This is a genomic window from Streptomyces paromomycinus (genome assembly GCF_003865155.1).
GTDB lineage: Bacteria > Actinomycetota > Actinomycetes > Streptomycetales > Streptomycetaceae > Streptomyces > Streptomyces chrestomyceticus.
In genome coordinates this window covers 1,683,441-1,702,587 of the sequence record NZ_BHZD01000001.1, presented here as the reverse complement: position 1 = coordinate 1,702,587, position 19,147 = coordinate 1,683,441, and the positions used below count along the sequence as shown (strand labels likewise).

The 19,147-nt window shown below is 73.3% G+C and carries 17 protein-coding genes; 7 read left to right on the top strand and 10 right to left on the bottom strand.

Annotation, left to right across the window (positions count from 1 at the left end; translation table 11 throughout):
• Positions 1-68: 68 nt before the first annotated feature.
• Together OEIGOIKO_RS06490 and OEIGOIKO_RS06485 are read left to right on the top strand one after the other, a co-directional pair.
• Complete coding sequence (locus OEIGOIKO_RS06490; protein ID WP_125052668.1) at positions 69-2,090, top strand: DUF5107 domain-containing protein; 2,022 nt, start codon at positions 69-71, stop codon at positions 2,088-2,090.
• 557 nt (positions 2,091-2,647) lie between these two features.
• Entirely contained in the window at positions 2,648-3,571 is a 924-nt protein-coding gene (locus tag OEIGOIKO_RS06485) for an NADP-dependent oxidoreductase (protein WP_125052665.1), read from the top strand.
• 143 nt (positions 3,572-3,714) lie between these two features.
• On the opposite strand, the gene OEIGOIKO_RS06480 is transcribed toward OEIGOIKO_RS06485, so the two are convergent.
• The 6 genes from OEIGOIKO_RS06480 to OEIGOIKO_RS06455 form a co-directional block, all read right to left on the bottom strand.
• Entirely contained in the window at positions 3,715-4,392 is a 678-nt protein-coding gene (locus OEIGOIKO_RS06480; protein ID WP_125052662.1) for a TIGR03086 family metal-binding protein, read from the bottom strand.
• Complete coding sequence (locus OEIGOIKO_RS06475; RefSeq protein WP_125052659.1) at positions 4,392-4,742, bottom strand: VOC family protein; 351 nt, start codon at positions 4,740-4,742, stop codon at positions 4,392-4,394. Before OEIGOIKO_RS06475 ends, OEIGOIKO_RS06480 begins: the two co-directional genes overlap by 1 nt.
• 151 nt (positions 4,743-4,893) lie before the next feature.
• On the bottom strand, positions 4,894-6,057 hold the full coding sequence (locus OEIGOIKO_RS06470) for a CapA family protein (RefSeq protein ID WP_125052657.1): 1,164 nt from the start codon (positions 6,055-6,057) through the stop codon (positions 4,894-4,896).
• An 89-nt stretch (positions 6,058-6,146) separates the two neighbouring features.
• Positions 6,147-7,022, bottom strand: coding sequence for a class I SAM-dependent methyltransferase (locus tag OEIGOIKO_RS06465; RefSeq protein ID WP_125052654.1), 876 nt, complete (start codon positions 7,020-7,022; stop codon positions 6,147-6,149).
• An 81-nt stretch (positions 7,023-7,103) separates the two neighbouring features.
• Complete coding sequence (locus tag OEIGOIKO_RS06460; RefSeq protein ID WP_125052651.1) at positions 7,104-8,585, bottom strand: bifunctional phosphatase PAP2/diacylglycerol kinase family protein; 1,482 nt, start codon at positions 8,583-8,585, stop codon at positions 7,104-7,106.
• A 181-nt stretch (positions 8,586-8,766) separates the two neighbouring features.
• Positions 8,767-9,222: a CBS domain-containing protein gene (locus tag OEIGOIKO_RS06455; protein WP_125052648.1), complete on the bottom strand. Its 456-nt coding sequence runs from the start codon at positions 9,220-9,222 to the stop codon at positions 8,767-8,769.
• A gap of 381 nt (positions 9,223-9,603) precedes the next feature.
• Here OEIGOIKO_RS06455 and OEIGOIKO_RS06450 point away from each other — a divergent pair, with 381 nt between their 5' ends.
• The gene (locus OEIGOIKO_RS06450; RefSeq protein WP_125052645.1) at positions 9,604-9,900 is read left to right on the top strand and encodes a DUF6158 family protein; all 297 of its coding nucleotides are present in this window, start codon (positions 9,604-9,606) and stop codon (positions 9,898-9,900) included.
• A 264-nt stretch (positions 9,901-10,164) separates the two neighbouring features.
• Here OEIGOIKO_RS06450 and OEIGOIKO_RS06445 read toward each other — a convergent pair whose 3' ends face one another.
• Together OEIGOIKO_RS06445 and OEIGOIKO_RS06440 are read right to left on the bottom strand one after the other, a co-directional pair.
• Positions 10,165-10,425: a hypothetical protein gene (locus OEIGOIKO_RS06445; RefSeq protein WP_125052643.1), complete on the bottom strand. Its 261-nt coding sequence runs from the start codon at positions 10,423-10,425 to the stop codon at positions 10,165-10,167.
• A 338-nt stretch (positions 10,426-10,763) separates the two neighbouring features.
• Positions 10,764-11,012: a hypothetical protein gene (locus OEIGOIKO_RS06440; protein WP_125052641.1), complete on the bottom strand. Its 249-nt coding sequence runs from the start codon at positions 11,010-11,012 to the stop codon at positions 10,764-10,766.
• A gap of 318 nt (positions 11,013-11,330) precedes the next feature.
• On the opposite strand from OEIGOIKO_RS06440, the gene OEIGOIKO_RS06435 reads away from it, so the two are divergent.
• Complete coding sequence (locus tag OEIGOIKO_RS06435; protein WP_125052638.1) at positions 11,331-12,662, top strand: tetratricopeptide repeat protein; 1,332 nt, start codon at positions 11,331-11,333, stop codon at positions 12,660-12,662.
• A 153-nt stretch (positions 12,663-12,815) separates the two neighbouring features.
• Here the strand turns inward: OEIGOIKO_RS06435 and OEIGOIKO_RS06430 are convergent, their stop codons facing one another.
• On the bottom strand, positions 12,816-13,907 hold the full coding sequence (locus tag OEIGOIKO_RS06430) for an enolase C-terminal domain-like protein (protein WP_125052635.1): 1,092 nt from the start codon (positions 13,905-13,907) through the stop codon (positions 12,816-12,818).
• A gap of 368 nt (positions 13,908-14,275) precedes the next feature.
• Here OEIGOIKO_RS06430 and OEIGOIKO_RS06425 point away from each other — a divergent pair, with 368 nt between their 5' ends.
• On the top strand, positions 14,276-15,136 hold the full coding sequence (locus OEIGOIKO_RS06425; protein ID WP_246177238.1) for a SigB/SigF/SigG family RNA polymerase sigma factor: 861 nt from the start codon (positions 14,276-14,278) through the stop codon (positions 15,134-15,136).
• A gap of 45 nt (positions 15,137-15,181) precedes the next feature.
• On the opposite strand, the gene OEIGOIKO_RS06420 is transcribed toward OEIGOIKO_RS06425, so the two are convergent.
• Positions 15,182-16,552 (bottom strand): PAS domain-containing protein, encoded by a 1,371-nt coding sequence (locus tag OEIGOIKO_RS06420; RefSeq protein ID WP_125052632.1) that lies wholly within the window; start codon positions 16,550-16,552, stop codon positions 15,182-15,184.
• Positions 16,553-16,733: 181 nt separating this feature from the next.
• On the opposite strand from OEIGOIKO_RS06420, the gene OEIGOIKO_RS06415 reads away from it, so the two are divergent.
• Complete coding sequence (locus OEIGOIKO_RS06415; protein WP_125052629.1) at positions 16,734-17,552, top strand: ANTAR domain-containing response regulator; 819 nt, start codon at positions 16,734-16,736, stop codon at positions 17,550-17,552.
• Positions 17,553-17,821: 269 nt separating this feature from the next.
• The gene (locus tag OEIGOIKO_RS06410; RefSeq protein WP_125052626.1) at positions 17,822-19,036 is read left to right on the top strand and encodes an aminotransferase class I/II-fold pyridoxal phosphate-dependent enzyme; all 1,215 of its coding nucleotides are present in this window, start codon (positions 17,822-17,824) and stop codon (positions 19,034-19,036) included.
• Positions 19,037-19,147: the final 111 nt, after the last annotated feature.

Genomic DNA, 19,147 nt, shown 5'->3' with positions numbered 1-19,147 from the left:
ACAGGGTTCCATGGTCAACAGGCGGCCACCGCACCCGAGGTGGCCCGGTACAACCCTGCGAGGCAGCCGTGGCCACTGGCGTACGACGCACGACTCTGACCTTTCCCGCGGCGCCCGTCGGCCCGGCCAGTCCGCTGCCCGCCGTCCGCACGCCGGGCGACGTCCACCGCGTCGAGCTGCCCGAGGACCTGGAGCTGCCGCCCGACATGGCCCGTCAGCTCCGTTACGCACCGCTGGACTCGCTGCTGCCCGTAGCCGTGCGCGACGGTTACGGCCGTACGCGCGCCGAGACGACCCTCGACGCCCTCGTCATCGAGAACGACCGGCTGCGCGCCACCGTCCTGCCGGGCCTGGGCGGCCGCGTGCACTCCCTTCACCACAAGCCCACCGGCCGTGAACTTCTCTATCGCAACCCCGTCCTGCAACCCGCCAACTTCGCCCTCAACGGCGCCTGGTTCTCCGGCGGCATCGAGTGGAACACCGGCGCCACCGGACACACCGCCCTGTCCTGCGCCCCCGTGCACGCCGCGACCGTACCGGCACCCGACGGCGGCGAGATGCTGCGCCTGTGGGAGTGGGAGCGGCTGCGCGACCTGCCCTTCCAGGTGGACCTCTGGCTTCCGGACGGCTCCGACTTCCTCCTCGTCGGCGTCCGCATCCGCAACCCGCACCTGAACGCGGTGCCCGCCTACTGGTGGTCCAACATCGCTGTCCCCGAGGACGAGCACACCCGCGTCCTCGCCCCGGCGGACGGCGCCTGGCACTTCGGGTACGAGCACACGCTGCGCCACGTCCCCGTACCGGAGTCCGGCGGCGTTGACCGCACGTACCCGCTGCGCAGCGAACACCCCGCCGACTACTTCTACGAGATCCCGGACGGCGACCGCCGCTGGATCGCCTCGCTCGACGCCACCGGCCACGGCCTCGTCCACACCTCCACCGACACGCTGCGCGGCCGCAAGCTGTTCCTGTGGGGCGCCGGACGGGCCGGGCGCCGCTGGCAGCGGTGGCTCACCGAGCCCGGCACCGGCGGCTACGCGGAGATCCAGGCGGGGCTGGCCCGTACCCAGCTGGAGCACGTACGCCTCGAAGGCGGCGCGGAGTTCGCCTGGCTGGAGGCGTACGGGCCGCTCGCCGCCGATCCGGCCGGGGTGCACGGCGCCGACTGGGCCGCGGCCCGCCGTGCGGCCGGCGACCGGCTCGAAGCGGTACTGCCGCGCGAGCAGGTCGACGCGGCTTTCGCCGCCTGGCGCCCGTACGCCGACGCCGAGCCCAAGGAGACGCTGGCCACCGGCTCCGGCTGGGGCGCCCTGGAACGGGCCCGCACCGGCCACGACCTGCCCGGCACCCCCTTCGCCGAGTCGACGATCGGCCCCGACCAGCAGCCCTGGCTGACGCTGCTGCACACCGGCGACTTCCCGCGCGGCGGCGGTGTGCCCGCGGCGCCCCTGGTCGCGGCGCCGTGGCGCGACCTGCTGGAGTCCGCGCCGCCCGGCCCTGGTACCGACTACCACCTCGGCATCGCGCAGTGGCACGCGGGCGACCGGGCCCAGGCCGTCCGCAGCTGGGAACGGGCCCTGGCCCATGGCGCGGACTGCCGGCCGCTGTACTGCCTCGCTGTCGCCGAGGAGAGCGAGGGGGAGACGGCGCGCGCGGCGCAACGGTACGCGGAGGCGCTGGACTGCGTACCCGACGAGGAGCCCGCGGACGGTACGGAACACATCGGGCCGCTCCTCCCCGCCCTGGTACGCGCCGCGGTCCCCGCGCTGCTCGCCGCCGGCCGTGCCGACGAAGCCGCGGCCGCTCTCGGCCGGCTGCCCGAGGCGGCCCGCACCGACGGCCGCTTCGCCCTGCTGACCGCCCAGGTGGCCTTGGCGCAGGGGGACGCGGCCGCGGCCCGCGCCGTCTTCGACCGCGGCTTCGAAGTGCCTGACCTGCGGGAGGGCGACGAGTCCCTCAGCGACACCTGGTTCGCCGTCGCCGAAGCCCTGGTCGCGGGGGCCAGGCCCGTCACCCCCGACGTCCGGGCCCGGGCGCGTGCGGAGCATCCCCTTCCGGACCGCTACGCATTCCGGATGCGGGCGGTGTGAAGCGCCGGAAAGCCGTAGAAGGTGCATCGGGCGGCGCGCCCGCGCACGCCGACGGCGCGGCCGGTTCGGCCGAGGGCGCGGTGGCGGAGCTGGAGCGGCGGGTGGGGCGACGGTGGACGCGCTGGCGGAGATGATCTACGTCGAGCTCAGGGTCCGACGGCTGCTGCCGCCCCCGGCGGGCTCTGGCACTCTCGGCGCAGGCCGTCCCTTCGGCCTCGCGGGAGTCGAAGCCGAAGGTCATGTCCGTGAAGGACACGGCCCCGCTGCCGGCTTTCCTGGAGGTCAGGCCGCCGTCGGCCGGAACGGTTCCCGTACTGAGGTCCAGTGCGGACTCACCCCGGGGCATCGGCAGCCGCACACACCGGCGGCCGTCGACGTCGACCACCCGCCCCGGACTCCGCGCCTCCAGCATGGCAAGGACATGACGACTCCCGTCGACGACGCTCAGGGACCAGCGGTCCGCTCCGCCGCACCGGCCCGCCGCCCCGTAAGGCCACGGATTTCGCGATGTCGCACTGGGGCGGAACGAATCGAGGTCGTCACGCGTTGTAGCGATCATGAAGGCAATCATCACTCACAGCTATGGCGATCCCGGCCAGCTCACCTGGACCGACCGGCCCGACCCCAAGGTGGGGCCGGACTCGGTGCTGGTGCGGGTGAAGGCGGTCGGGGTCAATCCCGTCGACTGGAAGGTCCTGGCCGGTCATCTCGATCCGCTGATGAACGTGCACTTCCCGCTGATCCCCGGCTGGGACGTGGCCGGGGTGGTCGAGCGGACCGGCCTGGACGCGACCGAGTTCGCCGTCGGTGACGAGGTCGTCGGCTATGTGCGCAAGGACGAGGTCCAGCACGGCACCTTCGCCGAACTGGTCGCCGCTCCGGTGCGGACCCTCGCGCGCAAGCCCGCCGCCCTGAGCTGGCAGCAGGCCGCCGGGCTGCCGCTCGCCGGTCTCACCGCCCTCCAGGTGCTGGACCGGGTCGGCGTGACCAAGGGCGAGACGGTCCTGGTGCACGCCGCGTCGGGCGGCGTCGGGTCGCTCGGTGCGCAGATCGCGGTGGCCCGCGGCGCCCGCGTCATCGGCACGGCCAGCGAGCGCAACCACGACTTCCTGCGCTCCCTGGGCGCCGAGCCGGTGACGTACGGCGACGGCCTGGCCGGCCGGGTGCGCGAGCTGGCGCCCGACGGGGTGGACGCGGCCGTGGACTTCGTCGGCAACGGCGTCATCGACGTCTCGCAGGAGCTGCTGCGCGACACCTCGCGGGTCGCCTCGATCGCCGACAACGACGTGCTGGAGAAGGGCGGGCACATGGTGTGGGTGCGCCCGGACAGCGCCGGCCTGGCCGCGCTGGGCGACCTCGCCGACGCCGGAAAGCTCACCGTCCACGTCGACACGGTGCTGCCGCTGTCGCAGGCTGCCGAGGCGTTCCGCCGCAGTCAGGAGGGCCGTACCCGCGGGAAGATCGTGCTGGAGGTCTCCTGACGGACGGGCGGACGGGCGGACGGGCGGATGGGGGGATGGGCGGACGGGCGGATGGGCGGGGTGCGGAGCATGAGGGAGCAGGAGGGGTACGGCCGACTGGGCTCGGCAGGCCGTCCGGGCTCGGCCGGCCGGATTCCGGCTGGTCAGGCCGTGTCCGTCCGGTCTCCGTCCGTCCGGTCTCCGCCCGTCCGGTCTCCGTCCGGCCAGGCGGGGGAGCGGCCGAGGAGGGCCAGGATCTGGTCCAGGGCGGGCGCTGGGCCGGGGGCGGTGGCGGATGTCTCCCGTACGGGCCCGAAGGCGGCGTCCGGCTGCTCCCGTGCCGCCCCGCCGGGCACCGCGCGGGCGATCTCCAGGGCGGGCGTCAGGATCTCGGCGGGAAAGGTGACCGTCGTCCCGAGGGACCGGGCCACGTCCCAGGTGTGCACGACGGTGTCCACGAAGTGGAAGCCGATGCCCCGCTGGGCCCGGACCGTGACGTCCGGTCCCAGCTCGGGCAGCGCGAACCGGCGCGCCGGCACGCCCGGTTCGGCGAACGCGGCGGCCACCTCGCGTGCCGAGGCCGCGAACCCGGCGCCGGGCGCGTCACTCGCCGGGCGTGGCGCGAAGTCGGCGGCCGAGGTGACCTGTCCACGCGCGGCGGCGGCGAAGCCGAGGTTCTGGCCCGTCATGTGGGCGACCAGCTCGCCCAGGTCCCACGCGGCGCACGGCGTGGGCAGACCGAGGTGCTCGGGGCGCACCCGGCCCACCAGTTCGGTGGCGGTGTCCAGCACGGCGCGGTGCAGGGGGCGTAAGTCGGCCGCCGGGGCCGGAGTGCCGGACATCAGGCCGCTTTCCGGTCGACGTACTCGAAGACCGAGCCGTCCGGGTGGACGGCGACGAGGTTGCGGCCGATCGGCGTCGGCAGCGGGCCCGCGATGATCCGGGCGCCGACCGCCGTCAGGTCGGCCACCGCGTCGTCCACGTCCTGGACCGCGAGCGTCGCGGTGATCTTGCTGAGCACCTCCAGCTGTGCCTCCGGGCCGCTCATCAGGAAGAAGCAGCCGACGGCCGCGACCGAGACGCCGCCGTGCTCGAAGCGCATCGCCTGCGCGCCGGTCAGCCGTTCGTACACACCGATCGCCGCGTCGAGGTCGGTCACGCACACCCGCAATGAGGTCCCCAGAATGTCCATGGAACGAGCGTAGTTGGGGTGCCTCGCCGTACGCGATCAGTTGGATGATTCCGCGGGATCCCGATGCTTGCGTGGGCGGAATCGGGGCGCGGCCCGGTAGGCCCTCCCGGCCCGCCGGTCGGTCAACCGGACCGGCCGATCCGCCGGACGGTCAACCGGTCGTCGTCAGACCGTCGTCGGCGGCGCCACGGGAGAGCACCACCTCGCGTACGGCGTTCCTGGCCCGCGCGTGCGCCGAACCGCCGGGCGCGCTGCCGTCCAGCGGTACGACGCGGAACGCCTGGCCCACATCCGTGAGTTGCGGCGTGAACTCCGCCTTGGTTACGGTCCAGCGCCGGCCCGCCGCGTCCGGTGGCGCGAAGGTGAAGCGGGCCATCGAGCTCTGGTTGCCGCGGGAGTCGACCGCGCCCTGCGGGTTGTACATGTAGCCGGCGAGCTGGTCACCCATGCCGTACACGACCCAGGTGCCGTTGACCTTCTCGTACGCCTGCGGGACATGGGCGTGGGTGCCGAGCAGGAGGTCGATGTCCGGGCGGCCGCCGGTGCGGGCGGCGGTGAGGGCCTGGGCGAGGGTCTGCTGCTGCTCGTCGGGTTCCTGCTGCCACTCGGTGCCCCAGTGGAGGCTGACCACGACCACGTCGGCTCCCGCGCGCCGGGCGGCCCGCGCGTCGGCGAGGATCCGGTCCCGGTCGATGAGGTTGACCGACCAGGGCTGTCCTTCGGGTACGGCGATGCCGTTGGTGCCGTAGGTGTACGCGAGCTGGGCGACCTTCGCCCGTCCGGCCTTGAGGAGGGTGGGCCGGGCGGCCTCGTCGGCGGTACGGGCCGAGCCGGCGTGCCGTACGCCTGCCGCGTCCAGGGCGCCGAGGGTGCGGCGGATTCCGGCGGGGCCGTCGTCCAGGGTGTGGTTGGAAGCGGTGGAGCAGGAGTCGTAGCCGGTGGCCTTGAGCGCGGCGGCGACCTGGGGCGGCGACTTGAACGCGGGGTAGCCGGTGAACGGGCCGCCGTCCTCGCCGTACACCGTCTCCATGTGACAGATCGCGAGGTCGGCACCGGAGACCAGGGGCCGGACCCCGGCGAGCATCGGACCGAAGTCGTGGCCGCGGCCGTGCGCGTCCTTGCGGGCCTGCTCGATGATCTCGGTGTGCGGGAGCACGTCACCGGTGGCCAGGAGGGTGAAGCCGCCGGGCGCGGCGGCCCGTGCCGGCTGCCCGGTGGTCGCGCCGTGGCGTCCCGCGGCGGGCTGCTGGGGACCGCAGCCCGCCGCCAGGAGTGCCAGTACGGCCAAGGCGGCCGGTCCGTGCGTTCTCGTCACGCATTCTTCATACCGGGTGGGACGGGAGAGTTCGTGCCGGCTGTGGCGGTCGGGTCACGCCCCGTGCGGGGGTGTGCCCGGCGGGCGTCTCACACCCGGCAGAGGATCTCGCCGTTCAGCACGCTGAACCAGGCGTCCTCCTGCGCGCCCCACTCCCGCCACACGGCGGCGATCCGGTGCAGCCCGGCCTCCGTGGCGTGGCCGCCGTCCACCGCCCGCCGGGCGTACGTGGAGGCCACGGTCCGGTCCGCCCACAGGCCGCTCCACCAGGAACGTTCCTCCGGCGTCGCATAGCACCACGCGCTCGCCGTCGAGGTGATCGCGGCATCGGCGAAGCCGGCCTCCCGGGCCCAGGCGCGCAGGCGCCGTCCCGCGTCCGGCTCGCCGCCGTTGGCGCGGGCGACCTTGCGGTAGAGGTCCAGCCAGTCGTCCATGCCCTCGGTCTCCGGGTACCAGGTCATGGCGGCGTAGTCGGCGTCCCGTACGGCGACCAGGCCGCCCGGCTTGGTGACGCGCCGCATCTCGCGCAGCGCCCGGACCGGGTCGCCCACGTGCTGGAGGACCTGGTGGGCGTGGGTGACGCAGAAGGAACCGTCCGGGAAGTCCAGTGCGTGGACGTCGCCGGTCACGAAGCGGACGTTGCTCAGGCCGCGCCGCTCGGCGGTGGCCCGCGCCTGCTCCAGTACGTCCGGTGCGTGCTCCAGCCCGGTGACCCGGCCGTCCGGCACCAGCGCGGCCAGGTCGGCCGTGATGGTGCCGGGGCCGCAGCCGATGTCCAGGATCTCCATGTGCGGCTCGACCGCGTCCAGCAGGTACGCGGCCGAGTTGGCGGCGGTGCGCCAGGTGTGCGAGCGCAGGACGGATTCGTGGTGTCCGTGGGTGTACACGGCGGTCTCACGGTGGCCCGGGGTGCGGGCGGCGGATCCGCGGTGCTCCTGGATGTGGACGGCGGACTCGTGCGGCATGGCGGACGGCTCCTTCGCGCTCCCGGACGGCAGGTGTCAGCACCCTACGCCGGGCAACCGCATGATGAGAACGCCGTCTCGTCATTCGGGCAGCAGGCGGTAGACGGTCAGCGCCTCGTTCTCCTTGCAGATCGTCAACTCGCGCGGCGCGGGCGACACTTCACCGTCGTACGCGAGCACGCTGCCCTCCGTCAGGCCGCCCAGGCGCACCGAGCGCATCCGGGACTCGCTCAGCACGGGTGAGTGCCGCAGCGCGCCCGTCAGGGCCGCGGTCAGCAGCCGCGTACGGGCCAGCCGCCCGCCGTGCACCACCCGTACGTCCAGCACGCCGTCCGCCAGGTCGTGCCGGCGCACCGGCGCCAGCCCCAGCCCGCGGTACGCGCAGTTGCCCGCGAACAGCAGCCACACCTCCCGCCGCTTCCCGTTCACCTCCACCGTCACCGGATCGGCCGTCCGCAGCACCTTCCAGGCGGCCAGCACCCCGGCCGGCCAGGCACCGATCCGGCCCGCCCACTCCTCCCGTACGCGCACCAGCTCCGGGTACGCGCCGACGGAGAAGGTGTTGAGGAAATAGGTGGGGTCCTCGCCCGGCGCGGTACGGAACCCGGCCAGGTCCACCGCGACCGCCTCGCCGCTCTCCACCGCCCGTGCGGCGTCCGTCAGCGTCTCGATGCCCAGGTCGTACGCGAAGTGGTTGCGGGTGCCGCCGGGCAGCACCGCCAACGGCAGCCCGTGCCGTACGGCGACCGCCGCCGCGGCGCACACCGTGCCGTCGCCGCCCAGCACCCCCAGCGCGCCGCCCGCCTGCTTGGCCTGCTCCGCGGCCTGCTCCAGCGCCTTGTCCATCGGCGGGGACTCCGGGTCGCCGCACAGCACCACCTCGGCCTCCGGCAGCACGCCGCGCACCTCCTGCACCCGGTCCGGGCGCGGACCGGTGCGCTGCCCGGACGCGTGGTTGGCCACCACGAACAGCCCGCGGCCGCCCGGCAGCGAGGGCGCGTCGGCCGCCGGCCGCGCCGGGGGCGCCAGCTGCGCCCGGGTCGGCGCCAGCCCGCGCACCGCGAGGGCGGCACCCACACCGAGCGCGGCTCCCGCCAGGACGTCACCGGGGTAGTGGACGCCCGTGTAGACGCGGGAGAACGCGACGGAGGCGGCGACCGGCGCCAGCGCCAGGCCCCACCACTTGTTCTCGAACGCGACCCCCGTGGCGAAGGCCGCGGCGGACGCCGCGTGACCGGAGGGGAAGGAGGTGGTGAAGGGCTGCCGGTTCAGCTGCCGTATGACGGGCACCGCGTCCAGCAGCGGCCGGTTGCGCCGTACCGAGCGCTTGCCCAGGGTGTTGACCGTCGCCGACGCCGCGGCCAGCGACGCCACCCCGCGCAGCGCGGCCCTGCGCATCGGCCGCCCGCCGAGGGCGGCCGCGCCCGCCGCGATCCCCATCCACAGCAGCCCGTGGTCGGCGGTGCGCGTCAGCCGTGGCAGCACGCGCTGCGCGCCCGGCCAGTGCCGTGACGCGACGCTGTCGAAGATCTCGCGGTCCCAGGTACTCAGCAGCTTTCGCATGGGCCACCTGTACCCCGAAGAAGGAGGCACATACAGCAGCCCCACCGTTCCCCGTGTCGTCCGCTTCATCGGCAGCCGCTCCTGTCGGTCGGGTCGGTCGGGTCGGTCGCACGGGAGGCTCGGGTCCCCGTTCTACGGGGGACTCAGGTCTCCGTTCTACGGGGGACTCAGGTCTCCGTTCTCAGGCGATCCCCGGCCCCCCGTTCCCGATGTCCGGCCAGCTGTCCGGCGCGGCCCGGCTGATGTCCGCGAGCGCCGAGTCCGGTTCCTGCGCACGGGCCAGGTCACCGATGCTGATCACCCCCACCGGCGTCCCGTTCTCGACCACCGGAAGCCGCCGCACCGCGTTCGTACGCATCAGGACGACCGCCTCGCTGATGTGGTCGTCGGGGCCGACGCAGACCGGCTCGGGGGTGCACACCGAGCGGCAGGACACGGCGAGCGGGTCGACCCCGTCGGCCACCGCGCGCAGCGTGATGTCCCGGTCGGTCACCACCCCCAGCAGCACGCCGTCCTGCGTCACCAGGACGTCCCCGATGTCCTGGGCGCGCATCAGCTGTGCCGCCTCGACGAGCGAGGCGTCCGGCAGGACCGCCGCGACGTCCGGGGTCATGACGTCCCTTACGAACTGTGCCATGGCTGTTCGCCTTCTCTCGGTCGGGCCGGCGGGCGGCAGGAGGAGCCGGGGCCCGGGGCACGGGAGCGCCCCGGGGCCCGTCACCCCGGGGCATCGTGCGCCAGAGCGCCGACGGCGCCGTACAGCCTGTGGCGGTGCCGGTCGCCGCGCCGAGCCGCAGCGGTCCTCGTACGATCGAAGGAGGCGACCGGGCGGACCGGGTGGTCCGAGGTACCGGAACGGCCCGCGGGGCCGGGGCCCGGCCTGGTAGTGAGTGGGGTGAGGAATCCGAGTTCCATGCCTGCCTCCGGGGCTCGCTCCGAGCCTGCCGCCGGACGTGTCCGGGTGGTTGTGCCAGCGGGTACCCGAAGGGACGCACCCGACACGGAGGGAGAACCCCCGATGCCGTCCCACGACACGCCCACGGACTCCCCGCGGCCCACGGAGACGCCGACTGCCGCACCGGGCACCGCGACCCCGGGAGTCCCGCCCGCCCGGCTGGACGAACAGCAACTGCTGCGCGAGCTGGAGACCATCCACCGCACCCGCCACGACACCCTCCTGCACGGTTCCACCGACGCCCTGGCCACCCACAACGCACGCATGGCGGAGCTGGAGGGCGAGTACCTGCGCCGCCACCCGCGCCGCTGGGTCGCCTCCGGCCGCACCCGCTCCGGAGCCCGCGCCCGCACCGGCTGACCGCCCCTGGGCACCGCCCGGCGACATCGGGACGTTTGACCGGCCGCCGGGCAGGTACCCGGTGACCGGCCGAGCGGCCACGGAGAAGGCCCCGGAAACGCCAGGGCGGGCGACGGGGCAGTGGGGAGGAGCGCCCGGGCACGGAATGTGGGGTTCCGCGCCCGGGCCTCTGCCGTTCACGGGGCCACCCAAGCAGTGAGACTTGCACACGGGCCCTGCCCGGCGTCTCAGGGAGAGACGCCGGGACAGGGCCGGTTCGGGCGGTCAGTTTCCGTTGGGCGGGATGATGGAGCCCCGCGTAGGCCCACCGTCAGCGCGCCGGAGCGGTTCGGGGCCGGCTTCCCTGAACTGGGCGACAACAGCCGCCAGGATGTCAGCGGTGGTGTCCTTCCGCGTACTGGGAACGGGACTGTCGTACACGCGCCAAACCCCTGCCGCGTTGTCCGGATCCTCCGGAGCGACGATGCCAGGGATACCCAGGAGCCTCAACGTGGCGTCCACCTGCCGGGCCTCTTCCGCGTCCATGCCCCGTCCATGCCGGGGTTGTTGTCAATCACCGTTGTGACGGCACCCCCGAATGCAGCAAAGGTGAGTAGTGCGTGTGGCTCTCGCATGTGCGGTGCCTCCCTGTTGTGCGTCGGCCTGTCCGGCTGCTGGCCGTCCTCCAACGAGAGCAGCCGGACGGGCGTTCAGGCGGGGGCGCCGTTGTGAGTTCTTATCCCGTTACGGCGCCCCTGACCCGCCCAGGTGGGGTTTTCCGGACGGGGGTCTTGGCGGGTCATTTGCGGGTGAGAGCGGCCCGAACAGCGCTGCGGCAGCGACCACAAGCGAGCGGAAGGCAGTCACTACAATCCGCCGCTCTTTCACCTGACCCTCGCAGGCTCCGTGAAGGTGGTGACGTCTTCTTCCGCGTGCTTCTTGAACTTCGTGTGCCCCTCCACGTCGGAGTGGGCGCGAATCCACGCGTTCGCCGGCAGGGGGCTGTCCCAGTCGGAGGAGCGACCGCCGCACATCTCGCCGTCGTCCTGCTCGGTGACGCACTCGGCGAAGTGCTTCCGGATGCCGGTGATCTGAATTTCCATACGGGTCGGCACGGGGGCGGGGTTTGCCATGGTCGTACCTTCGGCCTGGGGGATGTTGAGGGCAGCGGCACTGCTGCCACTGGTGCGCATATGGAGCACGCCGTCTCGTCCGCACGAGTTCATGAGTCGGGTGAGGGCTTCCCTGGCGGGCGTGGGGTGGGGGTTGGTCACTTGTGGTCACCGTTCCTGGGGGCGTTGGTGCATGATCAGGCCGCGAAGTCCGCCAAGCGGGGTGTGGGGGAGCGCGCGAGCCGTAGCGTTTGCTCAACCAGTCAACTCCCCTACGGGCAGTGCGGGTACCGTTGGCCGGGAAGCACGTGTTTAAAGCCTTTAAACCGGGAGTTGAGCATGGCGCGGACAGCAAATACCGAGCTGCGCAGGCTGTTCACGGAGAGCGGTTGGACGTTCGATCAGTGCGCGCGAGCCGTGAATCGCGCGGGTACCGAGAGGGGAACGCCCCTGCGATACAACGGCAGTGCTGTGCATCATTGGCTCGGTGGCACGATGCCGCGCGAGTCGGTCCGTTCCCTCGTCGTCGAAGCATTCACCCGTCGGCTGAACCGCCGAATCACACGAAGTGAAGCGGGCTTTCCCGATCCAATCGATCAGGCGTCCGAGCCGACGGGTACGGTGGAAGGGCTGATCGAGCTGGGGAGGACGGACGTGGACCCGTCGCGGCGTGGTGTGCTCGGTGCTGGTCTCTTCTCCGTCGCGTTGACGATTCCTGGGTGGCCTGACGTTGTTGCCAGGGCCGAAGGTATACAGACTGGGAAAACGGCGCGGATCGGCATGGCTGACGTTCAGATGGTCGTTGCCATGACGGAGCGTGTATCAGACCTGGATGACGAGTTCGGGGGACGCTATGCGCGCCCCATGGCAGCGAGTTTCCTGATCAACACTGTGGCCCCTGCACTGAACGCAGCCGGAACGGAAGAAGTCCGGGCAGCGATGCGATCCGCCGCATCCGACCTGTGCTACCTGACTGGCTACATGGCCGTGGATGAAGGGGAACATCATCTCGCACAGCAGTACTACATTAAGGCGCTCGAACTTGCGGGAGCGGCAAACGATCACCTTACGTACTGCACCACCTTGCGCGGCATGAGCGTCCAAGCTGTTGACCTTGGGCACGGAGCGGAAGCGTTGCGGCTCGCCGATGCCGCGGCCGCCGCGTCCCCTCAGGCAGGACCGCGGATGCGGGCCTTCCTGGCGGGTCAACAAGCACATGCTTATGCGCAAACAGGCAATCGGCACGACGCGCTGTCGTACATGAAGGAAGCCGAGATTGCCATGGAGAAAGCGGAATCTCGCGCAACAACCTTCGCTTCCTACAACCCCTCGTCGCTGCTTTACCACGTTGGGCAAGTGAAGTACGAGCTGGGGGACGTGCGTGGTTCCATCGTGGCTCTCGGCGAGTCCGACGCGGTTCGGCATCGATCATTCCAGCGCAACCGCTCCCGTTTCTTGTCCATCATGGCCGAGCGACAGCTGGAGATCGGGCACCTGGAGGCAGCGTGCGAAACGTGGGGCAAGGTGCTGGACATCTACCCCCACGTGCGGTCAGGCCAGTGCGACCACCGAATCGCAGTGATGCGGACGAAGATCCGCCCGTACGTCAAGAACCGGCTGGCTCAAGCGCTTTACGAGAGGGCCAAGGTTGTGAAACCCCTAGCCATCTGAGTCCCGGGGTGGTTTGTGTGGCCAGCCCCGCCACCTTGGGAGAGCCCGAAGGCAACAAGTTCTGCGTCTTCGCGCCTCCGGATGCCACCACGGCGCCCACCGAGGGGAGTTGGTGGCCGCGCATCGGGCCGCCCGCCCGTGCGGCCCGCCCCCTCACAACACCCGATACGGCGTAGCCTCCTCATGACGGAACTGGAGTCCGTGGCCCGGTAGTTGTTTCGCGCCGGGATGGACCGTGCCGCCGGACGGGTCCAGGCCGCCGTCGAAGAACATCGACTCGATGCGTACGTGGTCGTGGAACCACTCGATGTGCCGCAGGTTCGGTACGCAGGCGGCCGGGTGGGCGTGGACGTGGGGTGCGCAGTGGGCGGAGACCTCCAGGCCGTGGGCTTCGGCGAGGGCCGCGGCGCGCAGCCAGACGGTGAGGCCGCCGCACCGGGTGGCGTCGATCTGGAGGCAGTCCACGACCGGGGCCATGCGCGCGAAGTACGGCAGGTCGTAGCCGTACTCGCCGGCTGTCACGTCGCACACCACCAGGTCACGGACGACCCGCAGGCCCTCCAGGTCGTCGGAGGAGACCGGCTCCTCGAACCAGCCGACGCCCTGGTCGGCCAGGGCCCGGCCGATCCGTACGGCCTGTTTGCGGGTGTACGCGCCGTTGGCGTCCACGTACAGCTCGGCGCGCGGTCCGATGGCCGCACGGGCGTTGCGGACGCGGGACAGGTCGCGCTCGACGGCCCGGCCCCACTCCTCGCCGATCTTGATCTTGACCCGTTCGATGCCCTGCCCGTGCACCCACCCGTTCAACTGCGTCGCCAGGTGCGTGTCGTGGTACGTGGTGAACCCGCCCGACCCGTAGACCGGCACCGCGCTGCGCACGGCGCCGATCAGATGCAGCAGCGGCAGTTCCAGCAGCCGGGCCTTGAGGTCCCACAGGGCGATGTCCACCGCGGACAGCGCGCAGGCGACCAGTCCGGGCCGGCCGGCGTTGCGCACCGCCCGGCTCATGGCCTCGTAGGCACCCTGGACGTCCAGTACGCAGCGGCCGAGGACCGGGCGGGCGAGCAGGTCGCGGACGACCGAGCCGGCGTCGGCGGCGGCGTAGGTCCAGCCCAGGCCGGTGGTCGTCCCGGAGCGGGCCTCGACGACGATGATGGTGGTGGTGTCCCAGGCAAGGGTGCCGTCGGCTTCCGGCGCGTCGGTGGGGACGGTGTAGGCGGTGACGTCCAGCCGCTCGACTTTCATGGTGACGGAGGGCTCCTCTTCGGTCTCGGCGTGGACCCGGGGCTCGTGCTCGTTCCTGCCGCTTCGCGCCGCTCGCAGGGGGTGCGCCGGTGTGCGTACACCGCCGGCCGGCCCGGCCGCCCGGCCGGTGACCGGGGGCAGCAGGCCGTCCCGCACGGGTTACCTGACCCGCGGGCCGGAAACCTCCCGTACCGGTGTGCGCCGCGGCCGATTCGGCCCGACAGGCGTTTACCGGCACCGGCTCCGGGCACGCGATCCGTGTGCTTCGGACCGGAGGCACGCCCGTGGGAGCGAACCTGCTCTCCGAGCGTGCACTCCGGCTGCGCTCCCGCGGAGGACCCCAGTCCACCGATCAGGGAGCCGAGACCATGCCCTCTGTACGCACACCTCATCTCGCGAGCACCCCGCGCGGCCGGCCCGCCGACCGCCCGCTGGGCCCGCGCCGCACCCAGAAGAAGCACCCGCACGACGACGCGCCGGACACCGGCGCCGACTTCCGCAAGCTGACGGCGCTGCCCGACGGGCCGGAGCGGGACGCGCTGCGCCAGAGCATCGTCTGTGCCTGGCTGCCGATGGCCGAACGTCTCGCGCGGCAGTTCCGCAACCGCGGGGAGACCACCGAGGATCTGACCCAGGTCGCCTCGCTCGGCCTGGTCAAGGCCGTGGACCGGTACGACCCGGACCGCGGCTGCGCCTTCGAGAGCTTCGCCGTGCCGACCATCGTCGGCGAGGTCAAGCGGCACTTCCGCGACCACATGTGGGGCCTGCACGTGCCCCGGCGCGTCCAGGAACTGCGCAACCGCGTCCGTACGGCCACGCTGGAGCTCACCCACGCGCCCGACGACCACCGCCCCGCCGCCCGGGACATCGCCCGCCACACCGGTATGACGCTGGAGGAGGTCCTGCTGGGCATGGAGGCACTGGAGAGCTACTCGACGCTCTCCCTGGACGCCGAACTGCCCGGCGCGGACGACGGATACGCCATCGTGGACACCCTCGGCGGCCCGGAGCCAGGCTTCGACCTCGTCGTGGACCGCGAGGCGGTCAGGCCCAAGCTGCAGATGCTTCCCGAGCGTGAACGGCAGATCCTCTACCTGCGGTTCTTCTGCGACATGACGCAGAGCCGCATCGCCGACCGGCTCGGCATCTCGCAGATGCACGTCTCCCGGCTCATCAACCGCACCTGCACCCGGCTGTGCGACCAGGTGGGCGAACGCGAAGCGGCCTGAGGCAAGAGCGGCAAGGGCTCAGGAGCCCGTAGAGGGTTCCGGGGCTCAGGGGTGCAGCGCGCGCCCCAGGTGGCGGGCCAGCCGGTCGACGGCCCCCGCCTCCGCCAGGCTGAACGCCCGCCGCCCGCCCGTGCGCAGCAGCGACAGGACACCGCGCACCGGCCCCGTCCTCGCCTGCAGCGGCACGCACAGCAGCGAGGTCACCTCGGCGCGGGCCAGGATCGGCGCTCCCGCGGCGTCGTGACCGAACGCACCGAGATCCTCCGGGCGGACCTGGAGGGTGGCGTTGCCCGCGCGGGCCGCCTCGACCACGACCGGGCAGTCCCCGGGCAACTGCGCGGCCAGGACGGCCGTGAGGGTGTCCTGAGGGTGCGGGCCGCCGGAGCCGCCCGGGTCCGCCGCCGGGCCGTACGCCTCGTCCCCGGCGTACGGCCCGGATCTCTCCGGCCCGTGCACCGCCACCCGCTTCAACGGTCCCCCGCCACGGGTCACCAGATCGGCCGTCACCCAGTCGGCGAAGCGCCCGCGCAGCACCCGGCAGGCCCGGTCGAGCACGGCGGTGGGCTCCCGCGGCGACTCCAGGAGCGCCATGGTCATGTCGTCGAGGAGGTCCATCAGTTCGGTGTTGCGGGTCACCTCGGAGAGGCCGGGCCGCGGCGTGTCCGTGCGGTCCGATTCCCGCGTCCGGCCCGATTCCCCCGCACGGTCCGCTTTCCCGGTACGGCCCGGATTCGCCGGGCGGTCCGTGTCACCCGTGCGGTCCGCTTCCGCCGCGCGGCCCGGGGCATCGACCTCCGTACGCTCCGTACGCTCCGCGCCTCCGGGCCGGTCCGCCGCCGGCGCCTCCGGGCCGGTGAGGAAGACGGTGAGGACGGAGGTGCCCGGCTCCCCCTGGGGCCGCAGCGCCGTCATGGTGGCCCGCAGCGACTCGTCCGCGCGCCGGACCCCGTCCGGCGGCGGCAGCAGCCGTACGACCAGGCTGCGGTCGCCCTCGTTGCGGGCGACCGCGGCCACCTGGGAGCGGAAGGCGGCCCGTTCCTCGGGGGCGAGCGAGGCGGTCAGCGGGCGGCCCGCGGCGTAGCCGGCGCGCATGCCGAACAGCCGGGTGCCGGCGAAGTTCAGCCGCCGGATCACCGCGTCCGGATCCAGCAGCACCACCGCGAACGGCAACCGCTGGAACAGCGCGCGCAGCAGCTGGTGTTCCTCGGCGGCCCGCCGGGCGCCGTTGTCCCGTTCCGCCGGCAGGCTCCGTTCGAGGCGGGGCAGCATCACGTCGACGACGTGCTGGAGTTCGAAGAGAGCGGCGTCCAGGACGGACAGCCGCTCGGTGGAGGGCAGGGCGCGTGCGGCGCGCAGCTCTTCGACCCGTCTGCGGAAGTCCGCGAGTTCCGCAGCGACGCGCTCGACCTCGGCCATGCCCTCAACCTAACCGGTGCGCCACCGGACCGTACCCCGCCTGCGGCAAGCCGACCGGCCGCCGGGCCCGGGCACCCGAACTCGACGGGAAACAGGTGTTTTTGTCCGCCCCCACCGGGCAGCCGACCCAGTGCAGGGTCCACGACTTCCCGTCTACGGACCCGAAGGGACTGACCACACAGTGGACGCGACAACGCCGACCCGTACCCCCTTCGAGACCGGGACGCCCGACCTCGCCGAGGGGTCCTCCGCCCGCAGCCTCGCCCACCTCGCCGAACAGGCCGCCTGGTGCACCCCGGACAGCTGCGGCGCCGCCGCGACGGTCAGCTCCGCCGACGGCTCCGCCGCAGGCCCGGCCGCGGTGACCCACCCCGACCTGTCCGCCCTGGTCAGCGTGCAGTGGGAGTCCGGTGAGGGACCCATTCCCGCCGCGCTGGACACCGGCCGGGCCACCGGCACCGACGACCTGCTGCACGAGAGCCGCTGGCCCGAGTACCGCGCCAAGGCGCTGGAGGCCGGAGTACGCTCCAGCGCCACCCTCCCGTACCGCCGGGACGGCATCACCCTCACCCTCACCGTCTACGGCTTCCGGCCGGGCCTGAAGGTCGAGAAGGGCTGTACGGCGACGGACGTGCTGGGTGAGCTGGCCGCGACCGGGCTGGCGCGGGAACGCCGCTACCGCGAGGCGCTCGTCGAGGTGGACCAGCTCGACACCGCCCTGCGCACCCGGCCGGTGGTCGACCAGGCATGCGGCATCCTCATGTACGTCCTGGGGTGCGACGCGGACACGGCCTTCGACACGCTGCGCCGGCTGTCCCAGCGCACCAACCGCAAACTGTCCGACCTCGCCGGCGCCCTGGTCCGTACCCGCGGGCACGGGCTGGAGGCCGAGCTGCGGTGCCTCGGCGAGAAGGGCCGGCGCCCCCACCGCCCGGCCGCCCGGGGCAAGCGCGCGGACGCCGCCGGCACCGACGCGCCGGACGCCGGCCACACACCGTAGCGGCGGCCTGGACCGATCCCTGCCAAGGCCTCACGTCCGGACACCCGGACGGACCGGTGCCGCGCGCCCGGGTCCCGCTGCGCCCTGCGCCCGGCATCTCTGACGGAACCGGTGTCCGCGTCCGGTTCCCGCCGCGCCCGGACACCCGCACTCGGCCGACCGGTGACGTGTCGCCCCGCCTCCCGGCCCCCGCGATCTGCAAAGGTGGTCGGGGCCCGCACTCATGTGATGGGCCCACGATCGACCTGCCGTGGAGTGTGGAGGTACGGATGCAGCGGACGGCCCTGGATCCGGAGCCGGCCCCGGAGCCGGATCCGCCGGCGGGGCTGCCGGTCCTCCCGGAACTCGCCGCGCACCTCGCCGCCGCCGCGGACCGCACGGAACCCGAGCCGCCCGGCGGCTCCCGGCCCCTGCGCGCCGCCGCCTGCGACTACTGGGCGCGCCGCGGCCTGGAGACCGCGCCGGAACGGGTACTCGCCGCACCGGGCGCGCCCGCCCTGCTCCTCGCGCTGCTCGCGGCCGCGGGCGGCGACGTGCTGCTGCCGCGGCCCTGCGCCCAGTGGTACGCGCCGCCCGCCGGCCTGCTCGGCCGGGCGGTGCACCGCGTTCCCGTACCGGCCGAATCCGGTGGCGTACCGGACGCGTTCGCGCTGCTCGAAGCCGTCCGCCGGGCCCGGCTGACCGGCGCGGGGCCACGGGTCCTGATCGTCTCCGTGGCCGACGACCCCAGCGGCACCTGCCCGCCGCCCGAGCTGGTGCACGAGGTGTGCGAGGCGGCAGCGGCGGACGGACTGTGGGTCGTCAGCGACGAGACCGGCCGCGACCTGCTGCACGACCCCCACGACACGGTCGTGCTGAGCCCGGCCGAGATGCTGCCGGACGACGTCGTCGTCCTGGCCGACCTGCGCGCCACCCTGGCACCGGCCTCCTGGCCCGCCGCACTGGCCCGCTTCCCGGACACCGGACGCGGCGCCGCACTGCGCGCCGCGACCCTGGAACGGCTGGAAGCGCTGCGCACCCCGATGGCCGGGCCGGTCGCCGCCGCCGTCACCCGCGCGCTCACCGAACCGGAGCCCGTACGGGCCCGCACCGCCGCCGCAGCCCGTGTGCACGGCACACTCGCCGGAGCGCTGCACCGCACCCTCACGGAAGCGGGCGCCGTCTGCCGTCCGCCGCACGCGGGCAGTCACCTGTACGCCGACTTCGACCCGCTGCGCCCGCGACTGGCCACCCGGGGCGTCACCGGACCGGCCCAACTGGAAGGCGTTCTCGCGCACTGGGCGGCGCGCGGCGGGCACCGCTTCGGCGACGATCCGCGCGCGCTGCGCGTACGGCTGAGCACCGAAGTGCTGCTCGGCCCCGACGCCGGCCACCGGAGACGGGTCCTCGAAGCTCCCGACCCAGCGAGCCTTCCCCATGTGACCGAGGCGCTGAGCGCCCTGTCCGCCACCCTTGCCGCGCTCACGGACACCGGCTCCTCGTAGCCCGCCGTCATGCCGCCGCCCGCGCGCCCTCTCCGGCCTTCGCCCCTCCGGCATCCCTCCCCGACCGCCCTCCGCCCCTCCACCCCGCGCCTCTCCGGCCTTCCTCCCCTC